Origin of the sequence: Streptomyces sp. R35 (assembly GCF_041053035.1) — a bacterium.
GTDB lineage: Bacteria > Actinomycetota > Actinomycetes > Streptomycetales > Streptomycetaceae > Streptomyces > Streptomyces lutosisoli.
Genome location: NZ_CP163440.1, coordinates 3,002,200 through 3,023,195, shown reverse-complemented (window position 1 = coordinate 3,023,195; position 20,996 = coordinate 3,002,200). Strand labels below are relative to the sequence as shown.

Annotated in this window: 19 protein-coding genes; 10 read left to right on the top strand and 9 right to left on the bottom strand. The window is 71.2% G+C overall.

Annotation, left to right across the window (positions count from 1 at the left end; genetic code table 11):
• The first annotated feature begins 8 nt into the window (after nt 1-8).
• The 6 genes from AB5J50_RS14000 to AB5J50_RS13975 all read left to right on the top strand — a co-directional run bounded on the left by AB5J50_RS14000 (nt 9) and on the right by AB5J50_RS13975 (nt 4,952).
• Nucleotides 9-380: a hypothetical protein gene (locus AB5J50_RS14000; protein ID WP_369257993.1), complete on the top strand. Its 372-nt coding sequence runs from the start codon at nt 9-11 to the stop codon at nt 378-380.
• 45 nt (nt 381-425) lie between these two features.
• Nucleotides 426-1,658 carry an NAD(P)/FAD-dependent oxidoreductase gene (locus AB5J50_RS13995; RefSeq protein ID WP_369257991.1) on the top strand — a complete coding sequence of 411 codons (1,233 nt, stop codon included), beginning with the start codon at nt 426-428 and terminating at the stop codon, nt 1,656-1,658.
• Nucleotides 1,659-1,722: 64 nt separating this feature from the next.
• Nucleotides 1,723-2,103 carry an Rv2175c family DNA-binding protein gene (locus AB5J50_RS13990; RefSeq protein ID WP_327428066.1) on the top strand — a complete coding sequence of 127 codons (381 nt, stop codon included), beginning with the start codon at nt 1,723-1,725 and terminating at the stop codon, nt 2,101-2,103.
• Nucleotides 2,104-2,194: 91 nt separating this feature from the next.
• A complete protein-coding gene (gene thiE, locus AB5J50_RS13985; protein ID WP_330303944.1) occupies nt 2,195-2,854 on the top strand; it encodes a thiamine phosphate synthase in 660 nt (219 codons plus the stop codon).
• A 136-nt stretch (nt 2,855-2,990) separates the two neighbouring features.
• On the top strand, nt 2,991-3,914 hold the full coding sequence (gene metF / locus AB5J50_RS13980) for a methylenetetrahydrofolate reductase [NAD(P)H] (RefSeq protein WP_327428064.1): 924 nt from the start codon (nt 2,991-2,993) through the stop codon (nt 3,912-3,914).
• A gap of 57 nt (nt 3,915-3,971) precedes the next feature.
• Nucleotides 3,972-4,952, top strand: a complete 981-nt coding sequence (locus AB5J50_RS13975) for a hypothetical protein (RefSeq protein ID WP_369257988.1) — start codon at nt 3,972-3,974, stop codon at nt 4,950-4,952.
• A 36-nt stretch (nt 4,953-4,988) separates the two neighbouring features.
• On the opposite strand, the gene AB5J50_RS13970 is transcribed toward AB5J50_RS13975, so the two are convergent.
• The 5 genes from AB5J50_RS13970 to AB5J50_RS13950 form a co-directional block, all read right to left on the bottom strand.
• Nucleotides 4,989-6,482: a phytoene desaturase family protein gene (locus AB5J50_RS13970; RefSeq protein WP_369257986.1), complete on the bottom strand. Its 1,494-nt coding sequence runs from the start codon at nt 6,480-6,482 to the stop codon at nt 4,989-4,991.
• Nucleotides 6,483-6,527: 45 nt separating this feature from the next.
• Nucleotides 6,528-7,109, bottom strand: a complete 582-nt coding sequence (locus AB5J50_RS13965) for a DUF4126 domain-containing protein (RefSeq protein ID WP_369265388.1) — start codon at nt 7,107-7,109, stop codon at nt 6,528-6,530.
• 469 nt (nt 7,110-7,578) lie between these two features.
• On the bottom strand, nt 7,579-8,208 hold the full coding sequence (locus AB5J50_RS13960; RefSeq protein ID WP_327428060.1) for a TetR/AcrR family transcriptional regulator: 630 nt from the start codon (nt 8,206-8,208) through the stop codon (nt 7,579-7,581).
• Nucleotides 8,209-8,243: 35 nt separating this feature from the next.
• On the bottom strand, nt 8,244-10,328 hold the full coding sequence (locus tag AB5J50_RS13955; RefSeq protein ID WP_369257983.1) for a YhgE/Pip family protein: 2,085 nt from the start codon (nt 10,326-10,328) through the stop codon (nt 8,244-8,246).
• Nucleotides 10,300-11,097, bottom strand: coding sequence for an ATP-binding cassette domain-containing protein (locus tag AB5J50_RS13950; protein WP_369257981.1), 798 nt, complete (start codon nt 11,095-11,097; stop codon nt 10,300-10,302). Before AB5J50_RS13950 ends, AB5J50_RS13955 begins: the two co-directional genes overlap by 29 nt.
• Nucleotides 11,098-11,265: 168 nt before the next feature.
• On the opposite strand from AB5J50_RS13950, the gene AB5J50_RS13945 reads away from it, so the two are divergent.
• The 3 genes from AB5J50_RS13945 to AB5J50_RS13935 all read left to right on the top strand — a co-directional run bounded on the left by AB5J50_RS13945 (nt 11,266) and on the right by AB5J50_RS13935 (nt 13,471).
• On the top strand, nt 11,266-11,805 hold the full coding sequence (locus tag AB5J50_RS13945; RefSeq protein WP_369257979.1) for an SAV_6107 family HEPN domain-containing protein: 540 nt from the start codon (nt 11,266-11,268) through the stop codon (nt 11,803-11,805).
• Nucleotides 11,806-11,993: 188 nt separating this feature from the next.
• Nucleotides 11,994-12,764 (top strand): methyltransferase, encoded by a 771-nt coding sequence (locus tag AB5J50_RS13940; RefSeq protein ID WP_327428056.1) that lies wholly within the window; start codon nt 11,994-11,996, stop codon nt 12,762-12,764.
• A 311-nt stretch (nt 12,765-13,075) separates the two neighbouring features.
• Nucleotides 13,076-13,471, top strand: coding sequence for a DUF3040 domain-containing protein (locus tag AB5J50_RS13935; protein ID WP_369257977.1), 396 nt, complete (start codon nt 13,076-13,078; stop codon nt 13,469-13,471).
• Nucleotides 13,472-13,725: 254 nt separating this feature from the next.
• On the opposite strand, the gene AB5J50_RS13930 is transcribed toward AB5J50_RS13935, so the two are convergent.
• The 4 genes from AB5J50_RS13930 to AB5J50_RS13915 form a co-directional block, all read right to left on the bottom strand.
• Entirely contained in the window at nt 13,726-16,116 is a 2,391-nt protein-coding gene (locus AB5J50_RS13930) for a DUF3488 and DUF4129 domain-containing transglutaminase family protein (RefSeq protein ID WP_369257975.1), read from the bottom strand.
• On the bottom strand, nt 16,113-17,477 hold the full coding sequence (locus tag AB5J50_RS13925; RefSeq protein ID WP_369257973.1) for a DUF58 domain-containing protein: 1,365 nt from the start codon (nt 17,475-17,477) through the stop codon (nt 16,113-16,115). Before AB5J50_RS13925 ends, AB5J50_RS13930 begins: the two co-directional genes overlap by 4 nt.
• The gene (locus AB5J50_RS13920; RefSeq protein ID WP_327428052.1) at nt 17,477-18,514 is read right to left on the bottom strand and encodes a MoxR family ATPase; all 1,038 of its coding nucleotides are present in this window, start codon (nt 18,512-18,514) and stop codon (nt 17,477-17,479) included. The genes AB5J50_RS13925 and AB5J50_RS13920 overlap by 1 nt, the downstream gene beginning before the upstream one ends.
• A gap of 265 nt (nt 18,515-18,779) precedes the next feature.
• A complete protein-coding gene (locus tag AB5J50_RS13915) occupies nt 18,780-19,328 on the bottom strand; it encodes a carbonic anhydrase (protein WP_327428051.1) in 549 nt (182 codons plus the stop codon).
• A gap of 424 nt (nt 19,329-19,752) precedes the next feature.
• On the opposite strand from AB5J50_RS13915, the gene rsmH reads away from it, so the two are divergent.
• A complete protein-coding gene (gene rsmH / locus AB5J50_RS13910; protein ID WP_327428050.1) occupies nt 19,753-20,712 on the top strand; it encodes a 16S rRNA (cytosine(1402)-N(4))-methyltransferase RsmH in 960 nt (319 codons plus the stop codon).
• Nucleotides 20,713-20,996: the final 284 nt, after the last annotated feature.

Below are 20,996 nucleotides of genomic sequence, written 5' to 3'. Positions count from 1 at the left end.
CTCCGCCCATGGCGCGTTCGCTCGACGGCCTTGTCCTCGCCCCTGTCGCCGACCAGGCGCCCGGCCAGGTGGGCACCCGCACCCGCTTCACATACCACGAGAAGGACGGCGAGATCTGGGCCGAATACGCGGGCGGCGATGTCATAAGAGGCCACCTTCTGGGTACCCGCCAAGACGACCGGCTCGACTTCCGGTACGTACAGCTGAAGCGCGACGGCAGCACCTCGTCGGGGCACTGCGTGTCCCTCGTGGTCGAGCTGCCCGACGGGCGCGTACGCCTGGAGGAGACCTGGGAATGGGAGTCGCAGACGGGCAGCGGGACGAGCGTCGTGGAACAGATCGGCGGACAGGTCGGCGAGGATTGTGGAACAGGTCACTGAACGCGTCCGCTGACTGACGAATTGTCAGTTGTCTATGGTGATCAGGTGAGCGAGCAGACGCAGGCACAGTCGCAGGGGCGTACGGCACGGCGGGTCGTCGTCGTAGGCGCGGGCATGGCCGGTGTGCAGACCGCGGTCGCCCTGCGCGAACAGGGTTTCAAGGGCAGCGTGACGCTGATCGGCGCGGAGCCCCATCAGCCGTACGACCGGCCGCCGCTGTCCAAGGCGGTGCTGCTCGGAAAGGCCGAGGGCTCCGCCTTCGACGTCGACTTCGAGGCACTGGACATCGATCTGCAGCTCGGGCGCGAGGCGCTCGGTGTACGGCCTCTGGAGCATGAGCTGGACACCGCCACCGGGCCCGAGCCGTACGACGTCCTGGTCATCGCGACCGGTGCGGAGCCGATTCAGCTGCCGGGCGCGGAGGGTGTGCCCGGGGTCCATCTGCTGCGCACCCTGGACGACGCCGAGCGGCTGCGTCCCGTCCTCGCCCAGCAGCACGACATCGTGGTCGTCGGGGCGGGCTGGATCGGCGCCGAGTTCGCCACGGCGGCGCGCGAGGCGGGGTGCGCGGTGACCGTCGTCGAGGCCGCCGACCGGCCGCTCGCCGGGGCGCTGCCCGCCGAGGTGGCCGCACGGATGGCGTCCTGGTACGCGGACAGCGGGGCCTCGTTGCGTACCCACGCGCGCGTGGAGCGCATCGAGCAGGGTGCCGTGGTCCTCGACGACGGCACCCGGGTGCCCGCGGACGCCGTCGTCGTCGGCATCGGGGCCCGCCCCGCGACGGCCTGGCTCGCTGGCTCCGGGATCGAACTCGGCGCCCACCGCGAGATCGTGGCCGACGACCATCTGCGCACCTCCGTACCGGACGTGTACGCGGTCGGCGACTGTGCCTCCTTCCCTTCGGGAAGGTATGAGGACCGCCTCCTCGTCCACCACTGGGACAACGCCCTCCAGGGCCCCCGTACGGTCGCCGCGAACATCATCGGCGAGGCCCCGGCGGCGTACGACCCGGTCCCGTACTTCTGGTCCGAGCAGTTCGGCCGCTTCGTCCAGTACGTCGGCCACCATGCCCCGGCCGATGCCACGGTGTGGCGCGGCGACCCCGCGGGCGCCTCCTGGTCGGTCTGCTGGCTGCGCGAGAACCGCCTCGTCGCCCTTTTGGCCGTGGGCCGCCCGAGGGACCTGGCCCAGGGGCGCAGACTCATCGAGGCGGGCACGCCGATGGACCCGGAAGCGCTGGCGGACCCGTCGAGGCCTCTGAAGGCGGCCATGGCCTAATCCGTTACCCCAGGTCGGACGGCCTTGGCTTCCGACTGTCAGTCCGGGATGGCAGGCTTGTCCCGTGACCGAGATTGACGCAAAGATTGATGCTCTCGTCCCCGCCTGGCTCACCCTCCCCGACATCGCCGAAATGTTCGACGTCGAGGTGACTCGTGTGCGGCAGCATGTCAAGGAAGGCCTGCTGATCGCCGTACGACGTGGTGAGAACAGGGCGCTGCACGTGCCCGCCGCCTTCATCGACGGTGACGCCGAGCAGGGATACCGGATCGTCAAGGGCCTGTCCGGGACCCTGACGCTCCTGCGGGACGACGGCTTCTCCGACGAAGAGATGCTTGAGTGGCTCTTCACCCCCGACCCGACCCTGCCCGGCACCCCCGCGCAGGCTCTGAGCGAGAATCGCGGCACGGAGGTGAAGCGCCGCGCCCAGGCGCTCGCCGTCTGACCCGAACAGACCGTCCGGCGTACGGACCACGGCGGGTCAGGGCCACCCCGGCCGCCGTGGTCCGTACGCACCGACAACGGGGGATATACGCATGCCCGAGAACGCTGCCGACACCGCGCGCGCCCAGCTCGCCGACGCCCGCGTCTACCTGTGCACGGACGCCCGTAAGCGCCAGGGCGACCTCGCCGGGTTCCTCGACGCGGTCCTGGCGGGCGGCGTGGACATCGTGCAGCTGCGCGACAAGGGCATGGAGGCGGCCGAGGAGCTGGAGCACCTCCAGGTCTTCGCGGACGCCTGCGCACGCCACGGCAAGCTCCTCGCGGTCAACGACCGGGCGGACGTGGCCCACGCCATCGGCGCCGACGTCCTGCACCTGGGCCAGGGCGACCTCCCGGTCCCCGCGGCCCGCGCCGTCCTCGGCGACGACGTCCTGATAGGCCGCTCCACCCACGCCGAGTCCGAGGTCGCCGCCGCCGCCGTCCAGGAGGGCGTGGACTACTTCTGCACCGGCCCCTGCTGGCCCACCCCCACCAAGCCCGGCCGCCACGCACCCGGCCTCGACCTGGTCCGTTACACGGCCTCGCTGGGCAGCGACCGCCCCTGGTTCGCCATCGGCGGCATCGATCTCGGCAACCTCGACGAGGTCCTGGAGGCGGGCGCCCGCCGTGTCGTCGTCGTTCGGGCGATCACCGAGGCGGATGATCCGGGAGCGGCGGCGGGAGAGTTCGCGAAGCGGCTGCGTCACGCGTAGTCACCTGGTGACTGTTCCGGCCGGTTGTCCGATTAGTTGTCCGGTAAGTGTCCGAGGGGTGGACAAGAAGTCGGCAAATCGGACAATTCCCCTCGGTTCGGTTGGGGGACCGGCGGCCCCTGGCTAACCTGCCGGTATGGCCCTCGGATCTGCTTCCACCAGGACTGATCGCGCACGCACCGTGCGCGACATGCTCGCGACCGGCAAGACGACGTACTCGTTCGAGTTCTCCGCGCCGAAGACCCCCAAGGGCGAGCGGAACCTGTGGAACGCCCTCCGCCGGGTCGAGGCCGTCGCGCCCGACTTCGTCTCCGTGACCTACGGCGCCGGCGGTTCCACCCGCGCCGGCACGGTCAAGGAGACCGAGCAGATCGTCGCCGACACGACGCTCACCCCGGTGGCCCACCTCACCGCGGTCAACCACTCCATCGCGGAACTGCGCAACATCATCGGCCAGTACGCGGACGCCGGAATCCGCAACATCCTCGCGGTCCGCGGCGACCCGCCCGGCGACCCCATGGGCGAATGGGTGCCGCACCCGCGGGGTCTGACCTACGCGGCCGAACTTGTTCAGCTCATCAAGGAGTCCGGCGATTTCTGCGTCGGCGTCGCGGCCTTCCCGGAGATGCACCCGCGCTCCGCGGACTGGGACCTGGACGTCGCGCACTTCGTCGACAAGTGCCGTGCCGGCGCCGACTACGCGATCACGCAGATGTTCTTCCAGCCGGATTCCTACCTGCGCCTGCGCGACCGTGTCGCGGCGGCCGGCTGCGAGACCCCGGTCATTCCGGAGGTCATGCCGGTGACGAGTGTGAAGATGCTGGAGCGGCTCCCGAAGCTCAGTAACGCCTCGTTCCCGGACGCCCTGAAAGAGCGGATCCTCACAGCCAAAGACGATGCGGCGGCTGTACGCTCCATTGGAATTGAGTTCGCGACGGAGTTCTGCGCGAGGCTGCTGGCCGAGGGAGTCCCCGGACTGCACTTCATTACGCTCAACAACTCCACGGCGACGCTGGAAATCTACGAGAATCTGGGCCTGCACCACCCACAGCAGGCCTAGACCGGTCGCACCCGCGTACGACAGACTGCGGTAGCGGCCACTGGGAGAGGGGCGTACATGGGCTGGACGGTCCTCTATATCGCGTTCGGCATTGTCGCGCTGTGGCTGCTCGGCGAGGTGCTGCTGCAGTACAAGGCGCGACTGCGCTACCGGCTGCTCGCCTTCGTCGGCTTCGTCGGCGTGGTCCTCGGTGTGCTGATGCCCTCCGTGGTCGTCATCGGCCTGGGTGCGGCCGCCTTCGCGGTCGGCCAGACATACGTCACCCTGTCGTTCCGCCGCGGCTTCGCCGAGGGCTGGGCCCTCAACGGCCGTTCCGCGTCCGGTAAGCCCGCCAAGCCCAGCAAGCGCCGCCGCGGCGAGCCGGACCACCAGGACCCGACGCTGGAGGTCTCCGACCTCGAAGCGACCGACGCCCCGGCCTACGCGCAGGACGACGAATACGCCGGCGAGGACGACGTCTTCACGCCCGCGCAGTCGGACCGGTTCATGCCCCCGGGCTCCGGCGAGCCCGCGGCCGCCGAGACCACCGCCGTGTACGAGCCGCAGCCCCTGCCCGAGGACACCGGTTCGTACGGCATCTACAGCGACAACGCGTACGCTGCGGCCGGCGACCAGTCCTACGCCGGCGCCGCCCAGTCCCAGGACCAGCAGGCCTACGCGGCGGCCGGGCAGCCCCAGGACCAGCAGGCGTACGCGTACGACGGCTACTCCGGGTACGACCAGCAGCAGTACGGCTACGACAACGGCCAGCAGCAGTACGCCGCCTACTCCGACCCGTACATCGGCACGCAGACGTACACCGGTGCCTCGTACGACACGACGTACGGCGGCGAACAGCAGCAGTACATGCAGCAGGGCTACGGCCAGGACCAGTACGCCACCGGCACCGGCACCTACGGCGGCGAGACCCCGTCCGGCGGCGTCTGGGTGCCGCAGCAGCGCACCGACGAGTACGGCGGCGAACTCCCGCCCGAGCAGCCGTATCCGTACCAGGGGAACGGCAACGGCACCGGGTACGACGAGCAGTACCGCTACTGAAGGCCGCCCCCAGCAGCCTTCAGTCCACCGGCGTGCTCACTGCGAGCCCCGGAACTCCGGCCCCTCCACGATCAGTCCGGCCACCAGCGCGCCCGACATGCCCGCGTGCGGAAGCCCGCCGCCGGGGTGGGCCCAGCCGCCCGCGGCGAACAGCCCCGGCACACGGGTGCCGTTCGACGGGTGCAGCAGTCGGCCGTCCGCGGCCGCGAGCGCCGGGGCCGGAACAGCGCCGCCGTCCGCACCCGTCGCCTCCGCGATGTCGGCCGGGGTGCGGACCTCGTGCCACAGAAGGCGGTCACGGAGGCCGGGCAGAGCGGGCTCGGCGACGCCGAGAACCCGGTCCACGTCCGACTCGGACACCTTCAGGCCCGACGGCACCGTGACGGTCAGCGTGACCGCCTCGTGCTCCGGGTCCGGCACCAGCGCCGTGTCGTCGGGGCGTGACACCGTGACGGTGGGCGTGGCCGGGAGTCCCGGGTGCTCTCCGAAGAGCCGGCCCAACTCCTCCTCGCGGTCGGTCGTGTGCACCACCGTCCGATGCGCCACCCCCTCCGGCCGCCCACCGCGCAGTGCCAGCAGCACGGTCAGCCGGCTCGGCGCCCCGCGCTGCGCCGCGACCTCGCCGTCACCCCGTATCGCCGTCCCGGCGACGAGGCGGTCCAGCATGCCGGGCGCGACACCCGCGACCACGAAGTCCGCGTCCGCGACCGTGCCGTCGATGAGCTCGACGCCCGCCGCCCGACCGTCCTTCTCGACGATCCGCTCGACGGAGGCCCCGAAGCGGAACTCCACCCTGCGGGCCACACACCGCTCGTACACCGCGCGCGCCAACTCCCGTATGCCTCCGCGCACATACCAGGTGCCGAAGGCGTGCTCCATGTAGGGCAGCACGGCGGCGCTCGCCGGGGCGACGCGCGGGTCGAGCCCGTACGCGAGGGCGTGGCTCTCCAGGAGGGCCGTGAGGCGCGGATCGCGCAGTTCCCAGGCGGCGACCTCGGCGAGGGTGGTGGCCCGGCGGGTGCGCAGCAGCTTCTTGTGCGGCACCGACGGGTAGGGCTCACGATCGGCGAGCACTGACCAGTTGGGCCACAGCGGCTCCTCCAGGAGCGGCCTGCGGGTGCGGTCCCACGCCTCGCGGGCCCGGATCAGGAAGTCGCCCCAGCGGTCGCCCGCGCCCGACCCGAGCGCCTCGTCCAGCGCGGTGACGACGCCCGCGCGCGAGGCGTTCGGCAGGGAGACCTCCGTGCCGTCGGCGAAGAGGTGCCGTGACGACGGGTCCACCTGGACCAGCTCGACGCACTCCTCCAGCGGCTGCTTGCCCGTCTTGACGAACAGGTCGCGGTAGACCGCGGGCAGCGGGAGCAGTCCCGGGCCCGTGTCGAAGGCGAAGCCGTCGCGCTCGAAGCGGCGCACCGCACCGCCGTACGTCTCCGCTCGCTCGTACACCACCACCCGGTGGCCCGCGACGGCCAGCCGGGCGGCGGTCGCCATCGCGCCCATCCCGGCGCCGATCACCGCAATCCGTCCCATGCCAGCGACTTTATCGGCCACCACTGACAGCCCGTTCCGCGGCGGTCAGTCGGGCGGCTGCTCCGCCCGTTCCGCCACCGGTTCCGCCAGCCGTCTCTCCTCCCGGCGTTGTGCCCTGCGACGCAGAAAGCGCCGGATCCGCGAGACGAGGAAGAAGAGCACCACCAGCCCGGCGAGGAGGAGAACGCCCGCGATGATCGCCGCGGCCTCGGGACGGAACATCGCGAAGGTGAGGATCCCGGCGACCCCGAGATCCTCGGCGGTGCTCATGAAGATGTTGCTGAACGGCTCCGGCGAGGTGTTGATCGCCATCCGCGTCCCGGCCTTGACCGTGTGGCTCGCCAGCGCCGTCGAACCGCCGATCGCGCCCGCCGCCAGATCCGAGAGCGAACCGCTCTGCCCGGCGAGCAGCGCCCCGACCCACGCGCCCGCCGCCGGCCGGATCACGGTGTGCACCGAGTCCCACACCGAGTCCACGTACGGGATCTTGTCGGCGACCGCCTCGCAGAGGAAGAGAACGCCTGCTGTGACGAGGATCTCAGGGCGCTGGAGGGACTCCGGGACGCCGTCGCTCAGGCCGGTCGCGCCGAAGACGCCGAGGAGCAGCACCACCGCGTACGCGTTGATGCCGCTGGCCCAGCCGCTGGTGCTGTGCCTTCTGGGGGACGAACCCCCAGGCCCCCGGCCAGGGGGAGTACGGACACGGACGCGATCGTAACCAGTCGGCAACGGTGCCTCCTGGGCATGAGTGCGCAGGTCTGAGTACGCGTACCTAGGGAGTGAGATGAGTACGCGCGCGGATGGGCCCGACCTGCGCGAACGGGAGAGTGGAGGCACGGAAAGGGGCGCGGCTCCGGTACCGCCGACACGGGGCGGCGGAACGGATCTCGCGCCCTTGGCCGCTCCTTCCGCCGACGTGGTCGGCGGGAGCGAGGCACGGGGGAACCCGGGGGACGACCGAACGGGGACCCAACGGGGGAACACGGGGAGTACGGGGGAGCACGGCGAAGCGCCGGTTCGGGTGGCCCGCGGGGGACGCGGCCACATCGGACCGGCGCTTTCGTGTGTGCCGGGCGGCCTCAGGCCCGGTGGGGGGCTACCGGCTGCCGCTCACGCGCCCCTGGAGCAGCCGGGACAGCGCCGCGTGGACGTCGTCCAGCGAGCGTTCCGGCTGGAAGGCCTGCCAGTCCAGGGCGGCCACCAGGACCATGCCGACCAGTGCGGCCGCCGTCAGCGGGATGTCGATCTCGTCGCTGAGCTCGCCGTTCGCCACACCGTCGCGCAGGACGCCCTCGACGACCGCGACGGCTTCCTGCCGGACGACCATCAGCGTGGACTGCCAGGCCCGGTTGGTGCGCCACAGTTCGGCCACGTACAGCTGGGTGAAGGCCGGGTAGCGGTCGATGAAGACGAGTCCGGCCCGGATCATCGCGTCCAGCGCGTCGACCTTGCTGCCGCCGTCCCGCGCGGTCTTCTCGGCCGCCTCCCGAAGGGAGGCGGTGAGGAGTCCCACGCCATGTCGCAGCAGCTCTTCGAAAAGGACCGATTTGCTTGCGAAGTTGTAGTAGACCGTGCCCTTCGCGACCCCGGCGCGCTCGGCGATCTCGTCCACCGTGGTGGCGGAGAAACCCTGTTCGGCGATCAGGGTGACGGCCGCCTCGTAGAGCTTTTGCCGGGTTGCCTCGCGCCGGCCGCCGCCGCCCGCCGTGGTGCTGCTGCTTTCCATGGCCCCGATTGTCACAGGAGCGGTTGTGCGCGTGCTCACAGGCTCAGCTCCGGGTGCAGCCGGTCGAGGGTCCACACCTGCTTGCGGCGCGCCGACAGGGCGGTGAGCGCGAGGGCGCCCGCCGTGAAGGCCACCAGGACGGCACAGGCCTGCCAGACCGGGCCCAGGCCGCCGCCCGTGATGAGCCTCCTGAGGGCCTCGACGACGTAACTCATCGGCAAGAAGGGGTGGATCGCGTTGAAGAAGCCCGGACTGGTCTGGACGGGGTACGTGCCGCCCGCCGACGTCAGCTGGAGCATCAGGAAGGCGAGGACGAGGATCCGGCCCGCCGCCCCGAAGCGCGCGTTCAGCCACTGCACGATCGCCGCGAAGCACGCTGTCACCAGGAACAGGAAGCCCACCGTCCCGGCCGCCCGCGCCATCTCCAGGCCGATCGCCCAGTGCAGCACGGACATCAGGGCCGCCGTCTGCAGCACGCCCACGGCTGCCACCGGCAGCCAGCCCGCGAGCGCGATGCGCCACGCCGAGGCGCCCGCCGCGAGCGCGCGCCGGTTGAGCGGCTGGATCAGCATGTACGCCACCATCGCGCCCACCCACAGGGACAGCGGGATGAAGTACGGGGCGAACCCGGTGCCGTAGTTGGGCGCCTTGTGCAGGTCCTTGGAGGCCAGCTGCACGGGGTCGGACATGACCTGGGTGCGCTGGTCGCGGGCCGTCCTGTCGTAGTCGGGGATCTGGTCGGCGCCGTCGTGCAGTCCGCCGGCGAGCTTCCCGGAGCCGCCGACGAGCTTGTACAGGCCCCCGTCGAGGGCTTTCGCGCCCGTTTTGAGCTTGCCCACGCCCGTGTCGAGGTCCGTCGCACCGGTCTTGGCCGTGCCGAGCCCGGTGTGCAACCGCTTGGTGCCCTTGGCGACCTTCTCCGCGCCCGCGTTCAGCTTGTTGATCTTGGAGACCGCGTCGTCGAGGTCCTCGGAGAGGTGCGGCGAGCGGTCGGCGAGTGCCTGGGCCTGCTTCTGGAGCGTGGCCAGGTTCTTGTCGAGCTTGTCGAGGTCGCCGCCCTGGTCGTCGATCAGTGTGTTCACGTCGTCGGCGACCTTGGCCACGTCCGCGGCCGCTTCCTTGGCCTTCTTCAGGTCGGGACAGGCGGCGTCGGGGACCGGCAGGGTCTCGCAACGCGCTCTGTAGACGGCGTTCAGCGCGGTGGAGGCCGTATGGGCGCCCTTGGCCGCGGCCGGAGCCGTCTCCACCAGGGTGTCGAGGTTGTGGCGGATCCCCCCGGCGGAGTCGGCGACGAGCTGGGCCGTGTCGCCGATCGACTTCTCGTTGTCCTTCAGGAAGGGGCCCACCTCGTCCGCGACCCCGTTGACCTTGTCGGCCAGCGACTGCGTGCCGTCCGCGACCTGCCGCGAACCGTCCTCCAGGTCACCCGCGCCCTTGTTGAGCTTCTTCAGGCCCCCGGAGAGTTTCCCGCTTCCCTTCTTGGCCTCCTTCAGGCCGTCCGCGAGATCCTTGGAGCCCTTCTTCGCCTTGCCGATCCCGCCCTTGAGCTTGTCGGCCCCCTCGGCGGCCTTCTCGGTCGCCCCGTGGATGTCCGAGAACGAGATGAAGATCTTGTCGAGGAACGACCGCGACGCCTTCGTGGAAGCGGCTGTCCGCACCTCGCTGAACACCGTCCGCGAGATCTGCCCGACGATGTAGTTGTTCGCGTCGTTCGTACGGACCTGGAGCGCGCCCGTCTCCGGCGTGTCCCCGGAGCTGGAGGCGATCCTCTCGCTGAAGTCGCTCGGCATGGTCAGCGACAGGTAGTACGTGCCGTCCTCGACGCCCTCGCGCGCCTCGGCGGCACTCACCTCGTGCCATTCGAAGGTGTCGCTGTCGCGCAGTCCCTTGGTGATGTCGTCGCCCGCCGTGACCTTCCTGCCCGCGGCCACAGCGCCCTTGTCGTCGTTCACCAGCGCCACGGGGATGCGGTCGAGACGGCCGTACGGGTCCCAGAACGACCACAAGTAGAGGGCGCCGTACAGCAGGGGCAGCAGCAGGAGGGCGGCCAGCGCGGCACGCGGGAGCTTGCCCCTGCCGAAGCGCCTGAGCTCAAGCGCGGCCAGTTTCGGCGAGCGCATCGGCCGTCTCCTTGCCTTGGGTGGATTTGGCGGATTCGCCAGACTGGGTGGACTGGGTGGACTGGGTGGACTGGGTGGACTGGGGCGACACGACGGTGGCGCCCTCGGGGGCCTCGCTGCACACCGCCACCACCGTGGTGCCGGACTCGGTGAGCGACTTCAACAGGGCCCACACCTCGGCCCGTTCGGCGTCCGACAGCTTGAGGTCGGTGTCGTCGACGCCAAGGAGGCGCGGACGGCCGATGAGAGCCAGCGCCACGGACAGCCGCAGCGCTTCCAGCCGCTCCAGATCGCGTACGGCGGTCCGGGACCCCTTGGGCAGGGACTCCCGGTCGAGTCCCGCGGCGGCCAGCGCGGTGTCGATCCGCAGCTTCGCCTCGTTGACCCGCTCCGCCCTGGGCCGCAGCAGCCCCCGCAGGGAGCCGCCGAACCGCCGCTGCAACAGCGCCCGTTCGCTCAGATGCTCCCCGACGGTCAGGGCCGGGTCGAGGTCGGTGACGCCGGGCACGTGCGCGAGCGCGCTCACGCGACGCACCGCGGCCATCTGCTTCGGCAGCCTCGACGGGCCCACGACGGCCGTCCCCTCGGTGGGCTTCATCCGGCCCGTGAGCGCGAGCAGCAGACATGTGCGGCCGGATCCGGAGGGCCCCTCGATCGCGATCAGCGAGCCGGGCTCCGCGTCGAATCGGACCCCCCGGAACGCCCAGCCGCGGGGTCCCCTGAGCCCGAAGTCCTCGGCCGTGACGCCGAGTCCGTGCGGACTGTCCACAGCTTCCCCATCCCCTGGAACCACTTTTTGAACTGACTGGTCAGTGCAAAAACTATCTCGAACCTTCGATCGAAGCAAAAGGCCAGGTCAGAACGGATTGTCAGTGGCATACCTCACGATGGGCACATACGGCCACAGTGCCGTCACACAGACGACAGGAGGTTCGTCATGGCCAGCTCTTCCGCGGCCGCCGCCCACCGGCGCCGCGCCACCGGCCCTGCCCCCTCACTGACCGGCCCGGCGAGCGACGTGCACCCCGTGCTGCGCCGGGCCACGGCCCCGCCCGCCGCCCTCGAGCTGCTCGCCCAGGCCCGCGCCGGACTCGAAGAGGCGACGGCCCTGGAAACGCCCAACGAGCGGTACGCGACGGCCCACTTGGCCGCCCTGCGCACCGCCGCCGCCGTCCTCGCCGCCCGCGGCCGCCCGGAGACCACGCCCCGCCGCAGGGCCCGTATCCGCAGCGCCTGGGAAGTGCTCCCCGAAATCGCGCCCGAACTCACCGAGTGGAGCGCCCTGTTCGCCTCCGGCGCCACCCGTCGCGCCCGCGCCGAGGCGGGCATCCAGGGCGCGGCCCGCAGCCGCGACGCCGACGACCTGATACGCGACGTGGCGATGTTCCTGCGCCTCGTCGAACGCATGCTGGTGCTGCAACCCGTGCTTCCCCAGCCCCGACAGGAGGGAGACCGCGAGATCCCGGACGCGGGCTGACCGGCACCACGGCCGAGAAACGGCCTACGGGCCCTCGCCCGCTCATCGCGCGATCCGCCGCGTGAGACGGAGGATCAGTCACGACGGCGGAGGCAATAGGGTGGAGGCGCCTGCAGCCTCCTCACCGGGAGGCCACAAAGATCGCTCCGCCCTGCAAGAGGCGGTGCCGCGCCGAGGAGTCAACTGCCGTGTCGGACCCGATGCGCCCCCGCGCTTCTCTCCGTACCGCCGTGGTCTGGGAGGTCCTCAAGGACGCCCTGGACCGCCGGGTCAAGGCCACCGGGCGGGAGTCCCTCGACGTACTCGACACCGGAGGCGGCAGCGGCAACTTCGCCGTGCCTGTGGCCCGCCTCGGCCACCGTGTCACCGTCGTCGACCCCAGTCCGAACGCGCTGTTCGCGCTGGAGCGCCGCGCCGCCGAGGCCGGCGTCGCCGACCGTGTGCAGGGCGTCCAGGGCGATGCGCACGGCCTCTTCGACGTGGTCGAGCGCGGCGGCTATGACGCGGTGCTGTGCCACGGCGTCCTGGAGTACGTGGACGACCCGGCCGAGGGCGTGCGCAACGTGGTCGACGCGCTGCGCCCCGAGGGTGTCCTCAGCCTGCTCGCCGCCGGCCTGGGCGGAGCCGTGCTGGCCCGCGCCCTCGCCGGGCACTTCAAGGAGGCCAGGCAGGCGCTCGATGACCCGGACGGACGCTGGGGCGAGGGTGATCCCGTACCGCACCGCTTCACTGCCGAACAGCTCACCGCCCTGGTCGAGGGCGCGGGCCTGCGCGTCGGCGCCGTGCACGGCGTGCGGGTCTTCGCGGACCTGGTGCCGGGAGTCCTTGTGGACACCGAGCCCGGGGCCCTGGAGGCACTGCTGAAGCTGGAGGCGGCGGCGGCCGAGCTCGCCGCGTTCCACTCCGTGGCGACACAGCTCCATGTGCTCGGTGAGGCTCAGGGGGCGGCCGAGAACTGAGCCGCCTCCCGCGCCCGAGCGCCCCGGAGGCGAACGAGGCCAAAGAGGGGCGCGCCGCTGATCAGGGGCTTGGCGGCAGATGGAGTACGCCACAGACCCTCCGATCGGGTGCTCGGCGCCGTATGATCGAGGGAGACCGTCCGGCATGACGGACCGTTCGCTGGGGAATGCACGCCTCAGTGGATCGGGGCGCCATGGCGGGTTCCGGTTGGCGAATTGGCGTAGAGGGGCGGGTTTCACGGGGGCGATTCCCTGCCTATCCTGAAGGGGACCCCCGGTCGCCCCGGCGACTGCACGATGAGGAGGACTCCGTGCCGCTCTCGGAGCACGAGCAGCGAATGCTCGAGCAGATGGAGCGAGCGCTGTACGCCGAAGATCCCAAGTTCGCGACAGCGCTTGAGGGAAGCGGGCTGCGTACGTACACCCGGCGACGGGTCTACCAGGCGGTCGCGGGCTTCCTGGTGGGTATCGCGCTCCTCATGGCCGGAATGGTCGCAGTACAGATCTGGCTCAGTGTGGTGGGCTTCCTGGTCATGCTGGGCTGCGCGGTGCTTGCCGTCACCGGTTGGCGCAAGGCCCCCAAACCGGGTGAACAGCCGGCAGCGCCCGGCACACCCGCCGCTCGCCGCCAGGGTCGGCAGCGCCGTTCCCTGATGCACCGAATCGAAGAACGCTGGCAGCGCCGCCGCGACGAACAGGGCCACTAGCCCTCCGGGCGCCGCAGCCGAAGAAACGCACGTGAGGGGGTGTCCACCCAGGTGGTGGACACCCCCTCACGCACGCCCTGAAACCCCCCAGGAGCCCGGCACGGGGGCGGCGTCAGCGCACCAGCGGTAGTGGCGGCCGGACTTGCGAAAGTACCGAGGGAATCCGCACGCACCGCGGCGGACCCACCGAGGCAGACCCGGGGACACATGTGGCGCCACCCCGGACGGGGTGGCGCCACATGTGTCCGTGACCGTCAGCTGTTCTGACCCGAAGGGCGGCGCAGCAGGGTCTCCCTGCGGGCCGCGAGACGGGCCGTCAGGCTCGCCCGGCGGGCCGAGGCCGCCCAGACCACACGGATGGCTGAGCGGGGCGCGAGAAGGGCGCGGAGGTGGGCAGGGCGGCTCGCCGAGGTGCGCAGGGCGTCCGCGATGCGGCGCGCGTCGTCCGCGAGGCCTGCCACGGGTCGGGGATGCGGGGCGTAGAGAACCTGTTCCACGGCTGCCGCCAGCCGGTGCACCGCGTCCGACGCCGTCGGATCGAGGTCCCCGAGACGGACGATCCGCGCGGCGGCCTTGCGTGGCGTCTGCGACTCGTCCGGCACGATCCCGTAGTCCCACGCCGTATCGGTCACCTCCTGCCAGGCGCCCAGCGTGTACGCCGCCGCGTCCGCCTCGGTGCGGCCGTGCCCGCCGAGCCGAACGGCCCGTATCCGCATCCGCCAGAGCATCGGCAGCAGCGGCACCGCCAGGACCAGGAGCCCCGCCAAGGTCAGCCCCAGGATCTTGAACCACGGCCAGCTGTCGTCGTGGGAGCTCGCCGTCGCCGCCGCCGACTGGCTCGGGCACGCCTCCAGCTTGCGCTGCTGCGCCGTGCAGCTCTCGCTCGCCGACGGGGCGGTGGAAGGCGCCGCGGACGAGGACAGCGTGGGCTTCGGAACGGCCGGCACGTTGCTGCCGGGGGTGTCCGTCTGGGTGTACTCCGGCACCGTGCCCCGGTTCGGGGTCGGCTCGAAGCGGGTCCAGCCCACTCCCTCGAAGTACAGCTCGGGCCAGGCGTGCGCGTCGCGCAGCCCCACCGACATCGAACCGTCCGCCTGCGGGGAGCCGGGCGTGAAGCCCACCGCCACACGGGCCGGTATCCCCAGCGTCCGGGCCATCGCGGCCATCGCGAAGGAGAAGTGGACGCAGAAGCCCTCCTTCTCCTTCAGGAACCGCGCGATCGCGGCGGAGCCGCTGCCGACCTGCACCTGGGTGTCGTAGCGGAAGTTGCCGCTGACGGCGAAGTAGTCCTGGAGCTTGACCGCCTGCTCGTAGTGGTTGGCCGAGCCCTCGGTGACCTTCCGCGCGGTGTTCGCCACCACCGCGGGCAACGACTCCGGCACCTTGGTGAACTCGCGCTTCATCGCCGCCGACGGCTCGGGAGCGCTCGCGAGCTGCGCCGCCGTCGGCTGCACGACCAGGCTCGTCACCTCGTACTGCAGGCCGCGGGTGTTCTGGCCGTGATCCCCGACGAGGGTGCGCCCCACAGGCTCGTACCGCCAACTGCCCTTGATGTCGACCTTGCTGGCCGGGTACGGCATCGGGAGCCAGTCCTGCGCGTACCAGTCGGCCGCCGAGATACGGGTCTGGATCGAGGCCCGCTGGATGTCGCTCCCGAGGCCGATCGGCGTCGGGAAGGTGTCCGGGACGTCCTGGATGCGCCGTTGGGCGGGCTTCCAGGCCGTGCCGTCGAAGTCGTCCAGGGAGACGATCCGCAGATAGAGGTCCTGGGTGTCGTCGGCGTTGGTGCGGTACGTCATGACCGTGCGGTCCTCGTCCACGTTCAGACTGTCGCGGAGCGAGACCAGCGGGTTCACCGCGGAGATCGTGCCGCCGCCCCCGGAGCCCGAGCCCACGCCCGTCCCCGCGCCGTCCAGCAGGCCGCCGTCGAGTGAGGGCAGGCCGAGCGGCACCACCAGGGCGATGCCCAGCGCGACCGCGCCGATGCGGCGCCCGGTGCGGACCGGCGCGACGGCGCCGCCGGCCGAGTCGGGGCCCGGTGTGCGGGGCGCCCCGCCGAAGACGCGGCCCCATTGCGAGAGCCGGTCGCGGCCCTCGGCCAGCAGCAGCATCAGATAGCCGGCGGCCGCGAGCAGGAACCACAGCCATGCGGCGCTGCCGCCGGAGAGCCCCGCGGCGACCGAGTACAGCGCGAGCAGCGGCAGTCCGGCGGGTGCCGCGCTGCGGTACGTCACCGCGAGCGCGTCCACCGCGAGCCCGATCACCAGGACGCCGCCGATCAGCATCAGCCGGATGCCGTCGTGCAGCGGCGCCGGAATCGAGTACCGTCCGACGTCGTCGGCGCCCTCCTGCAGCAGCACGCCGAACTGGTGGAAGACCTGGGGCCCCGGGACGATCCCGGCGAGGGCCTGCTGCCGGGCGAAGGCCAGCGTGAGCATCATCAGCGTCACCAGCGCCTGCACCGCCACGGTCAGCGGCCGGGCCAGCGGAACCCGCCGGGTCAGCGCGCCCACACCGGTCTGCACCGCCAGCAGGAACGCCGCCTGGAAGATCCAGGTCGCCGGGTCGACCAGCGGCAGCAAGGCGCAGGCAGCCATCAGCGTGGCCGCCGCCGCGCACAGTGACAGTCGTGCACGCCCGCTCATGAGCCGTCGCCCCCCGCCCTACTCCCCGTCGACGCGACGTGCGTGCGCTGTCGGTCGGCCTCCCGCCACAGGTCGGCGATCCCCGCCCCCCGCGGCACCATCACGGCGGTCCAGCCCGCCTCGCGCAGCATGCGCAGCCGATCCTCGCTCTGGTCCAACGGGCCGGGGACATCGGTCGGTTCCCGCACCCAGGTCTCACTGTCCAGCAGGAAGGCGACGGCCCCGCCGCTGCGCTGGCGCATCTTGCCGAGCACCGTCGCCTGCTCCTCGTCCAGATCGCCGAGGAAGGCGATCAGCAGCCCTTCGTTTCCGCCGCGCAGCACGTCGTACGCCCGGGAGAGCCCGGTTCCGTCCGAGTGGTCGATGACCGCGAGCGTGTCCATCATCATTCCGGCCGCGTCCGCCGACTCCTGGCTGGCGCCCGCGAAACCGTCGGCGCCCTCGCCGGGTACCGAGTTGCCGGTATCGGTCAACAGCCTTACCGAAAAGCCCCGTTCGAGCATGTGCACCAGCGTCGACGCCGTGCCCGAGACGGCCCACTCGAAGGCCGAGTCGGGGCCCGCGCCCTGGAAGGCGATGCCCCGGGTGTCGAGCAGCACCGTGCAGCGGGAGCGCTGGGGCTGCTCCTCGCGGCGGACCATCAACTCGCCGTAGCGCGCGGTCAGGCGCCAGTGCACCCGGCGCAGGTCGTCGCCGTAGCGGTACCCGCGCGGGATGATGTCGTCCTCGCCGGCCAGTGCCAGCGAGCGCTGCCGTCCGTCGCCGTACCCCTTCGCCTCGCCGGTCAGCCGCACCGGCGGCAGCGCCTCCACGCGCGGGATGACCGTCAGGGTGTCGTACGTCGAGAAGGAGCGGGTCAGCTCGCACATGCCGAAGGGGTCGGTGAGCCGCAGTTGCAGCGGTCCGAGCGGATAGCGGCCGCGCAGGTCCGAGCGCACCCGGTAGGACACCTCGCGCCGTCCGCCGGCCTCCACCCGGTCCAGGACGAAGCGGGGCCGCGGACCGAGCACGTACGGAACCCGGTCCTGGAGCATCAGCAGTCCGGTGGGCAGCCGCGAGACGTTGTCCATCCGCAGATGGACGCGTGCCTCGGAACCGGCGGGCACGCGCGCGGGGGAGAGCCTGCGGCTGCCCGCGACCCGGTAGCGGGTGCGGTACAGCACGGTCGCGCAGACCAGCGGCAGGACCGACAGGAGCAGGCCGACCCGGAGCAGATCGCTCTGCCCCAGGACGTACGCGCAGATCGCGGCGGCGACACCGGCGGCCAGGAAGGAGCGCCCGCGCGTGGTGAGACCGGCGAGCGCGGTGCGCAGCCCGCCCGTGTCCTCCTCGGCGGTGTGCCCCGTGCCCGCTTGCGTCATCAGAGCCTCCGGGGCGGCTGCTGGCCGTACGCGGGCGTACCGCGGCCCATCGTGAAGCCGGACTGCTGCTGGGGAGCCGCGGGAACGGGGGTTCGCTGAAGGATCTCCTGGACGACCTGCTCGGCCGTGCGGCGGTTCAACTGGGCCTGGGCCGTGGGCAGCAGGCGGTGGGCCAGGACCGCCACGGCGAGCGCCTGGATGTCGTCCGGCAGCGCGTACTCCCGGCCGCTCAGGGCGGCGGACGCCTTCGCCGCGCGCAGCAGGTGCAGCGTGGCACGCGGCGAGGCGCCGAGTCTGAGGTCGGGGTGCGTGCGCGTGGCCGCGACCAGGTCCACCGCGTAGCGCCGCACCGGGTCGGCGACATGGACCGTGCGGACCGCGTCGATCAGCTTCACGATCTCGTGCGCGTGCGCCACCGGTTGGAGGTCGTCCAGCGGGTTCACCCCGCCGTGGATGTCCAGCATCTGCAACTCGGCGTCCGCGCTGGGGTAGCCGATGGAGACGCGGGCCATGAAGCGGTCGCGCTGGGCCTCGGGCAGCGGGTAGGTGCCCTCCATCTCGACCGGGTTCTGCGTGGCCACCACCATGAAGGGGCTGGGCAGTTCGTAGGTCTGCCCGTCGATGGTGACCTGGCGCTCCTCCATCGACTCCAGGAGCGCGGACTGCGTCTTGGGTGAGGCGCGGTTGATCTCGTCGCCGATCACGATCTGGGCGAAGATCGCGCCCGGTTTGAACTCGAAGTCCCGGCGCTGCTGGTCCCAGATGGACACACCTGTGATGTCCGAGGGCAGCAGGTCGGGCGTGAACTGAATACGTCGCACCGAGCAATCGATGGACTTGGCCAGCGCCTTGGCCAGCATGGTCTTGCCGACGCCCGGAACATCCTCGATCAGAAGATGTCCCTCGGCGAGCAGCACGGTCAGCGAAAGCCGTACGACCTCAGGCTTGCCTTCGATCACTCCTTCCACCGAACTGCGGACACGCTCCACAGTGGCGGTCAGATCCGTAAGGCTCGCTCGATCGTCATAGGTCGTCACCCGGCCCTCCTCGGCCCTTTCCCGGGCCGACGCCCTGTGCGGACCGGCCCACCCCGAAACACGGACACCACGCGCGGAAAGTTCCGCGTGACGCCACACCCGCATTCTTGTTGCCGTTACCGGTTCGTGTCACTCGCCTGTGGATAACTGGCCGCGATATGTCAGGTCTTACGGCTCTTTGGGCGCCGGAAGGCCGGGGTTCTTTCGTGAAGAGAGAGTCCCACGAGGTGCCGAGGGGCGCCGACCGGGGGTCCGGCGGAGCCGGTCAGGTGGGGTCGATCTCGCGCATCAGACCGGTGGTGACGTCGAAGACGAAGCCGCGTACGTCATCGGTGTGCAGCAGGAACGGGGAGGTGCGCACCCGCTGCATCGACTGCCGTACGTCCTGCTCGACGTCCCGGAAGGCCTCGACCGCCCAGGCGGGGCGCTGGCCGACCTCCATCTCCAGGTCGTGCCGGAAGTCCTCGGTGAGGGACTCCAGACCGCAGCCGGTGTGGTGGATGAGGACCACACTGCGGGTGCCGAGCGCCCGCTGGCTGATCGTGAGGGAGCGGATCACGTCGTCGGTGACGACACCGCCCGCGTTGCGGATGGTGTGGCAGTCGCCCAGCTCCAGGCCGAGCGCGGCGTGCAGGTCGAGCCGGGCGTCCATGCACGCGACCACCGCGACGTGCAGCACGGGACGGGCGTCCATCCCGGGGTCGGTGAACGCGGCGGCGTACTGCTCGTTCGCATCGACGAGACGGTCGGTGACGGTGCCGTCGGTGGATATGGCGCCTTCGGGTTCGGTGGGAACGGATGCGGAAGTCGTCATACCTATGACGTTACTGGTCACAGGCGGAGGAGTCCTGCTGTGAGAGGGGACAAAGAACGTCATCGTGGCTTGTTGTGAGGTAACCCACACGGGCGGTGGCGGCGCGCCCATAAGGGTGATTACCGCGGATTTGCGGCTTCATCGGGAGAGGGCCGCGCGACGCGCATGCCGGTTGATTGACCGCGAGACACCGTGGACTAAAGTGACGCGAAGCGGGAGGCGAGGCTCTCCCTGCTGGACTGTTATCCCCCGGAGACCCGGCGCTTTTCCGGTGTCTCCCCGCGTGCGCGGCGCGTACGTACGGCTCGGCCTCCTCCCGCTCCCGGTCGGCTGACGCCACTCACCCGGCGCCAGCAGGCCTCCCCTTCTCGAGCGGGCGGGGACCCGGCGGTGCGTGCGGCCGCGCCGGACTTGAGAGGGCCCCTTGAGCCAGAGTCGACACGTCCCGGTGATGCTCCAGCGGTGCCTGGACATGTTGGCCCCGGCCCTCGCCGAGCCGGGAGCCGTGGTCGTCGACTGCACCCTAGGGCTCGGCGGCCACAGCGAAGCCCTCCTCGCCCAGTTTCCCGAGGCCCGTCTCGTGGCCCTGGACCGCGACAAGGAGGCGTTGCGACTCTCCGGGGAGCGGCTCGCCCCCTTCGGCGACCGCGCCACCCTGGTGCACGCGGTCTACGACGAACTCCCCGACGTACTCGACCGCCTGGGCATCCCGCGCGTCCAGGGCGTCCTGTTCGACCTCGGCGTCTCCTCCATGCAACTCGACGAGGCGGACCGCGGGTTCGCCTACGCGCAGGACGCCCCGCTCGACATGCGCATGGACCAGACGACAGGGATCAGCGCGGCCGAGGTGCTCAACACCTACCCGCCGGGCGAACTGGTGCGGATCCTGCGGGCGTACGGCGAGGAGAAGCAGGCCAAGCGGATCGTCTCCGCGGTCGTGCGCGAACGCGAGAAGGAGCCCTTCAGTAACAGCGCGCGGCTCGTCGAGCTGATCCGCGACTCGCTCCCGCAGGCCGCCAAGCGCACCGGCGGCAACCCCGCCAAGCGCACCTTTCAAGCCCTGCGCATCGAGGTCAACGGTGAACTCAGCGTCCTGGAGAGGGCGATCCCCGCGGCCGTGAAGGCGCTCGCCGTCGGCGGCCGGATCGCCGTGCTGTCGTACCACTCGCTGGAGGACCGGCTGGTCAAGCAGGTTTTCGCGGCCGGCGCCGCCAACACCGCGCCGCCCGGACTGCCGGTCGTGCCCGAGCGCTACCAGCCCCGGCTCAAGCTGCTCACCCGCGGTGCCGAACTTCCGACGGAGGAAGAGGTCGCCGAGAACCGGCGCGCGGCGCCCGCCCGGCTGCGCGGGGCGCAACGCATCCGCGAGGACAACGCCGAGTGAGGCGCGGGGAGAGGGAGGGCGCGTGAGTCGGAAACCCAAACTCGCGGGATGTCGTGGGTTGGATGTCCAAACCCGCGGGATGTTGCGGGTTGGGAATCCAAACTTGCTCAGCCTCAGTGAGTGGGGAAACCAAACCCGCTCGGCGGCCGTGACGCCGGGAAATCAAACCCACTCGGCGACCGTGGCATTGGGAAACCAGACCCACCGAGCGGCCGTGGCGCCGGGAAACCAGACCCATCGAGCGGCCGTGGCATCGGGAAGCCCAACCCGCCAAGGGGCCGTGA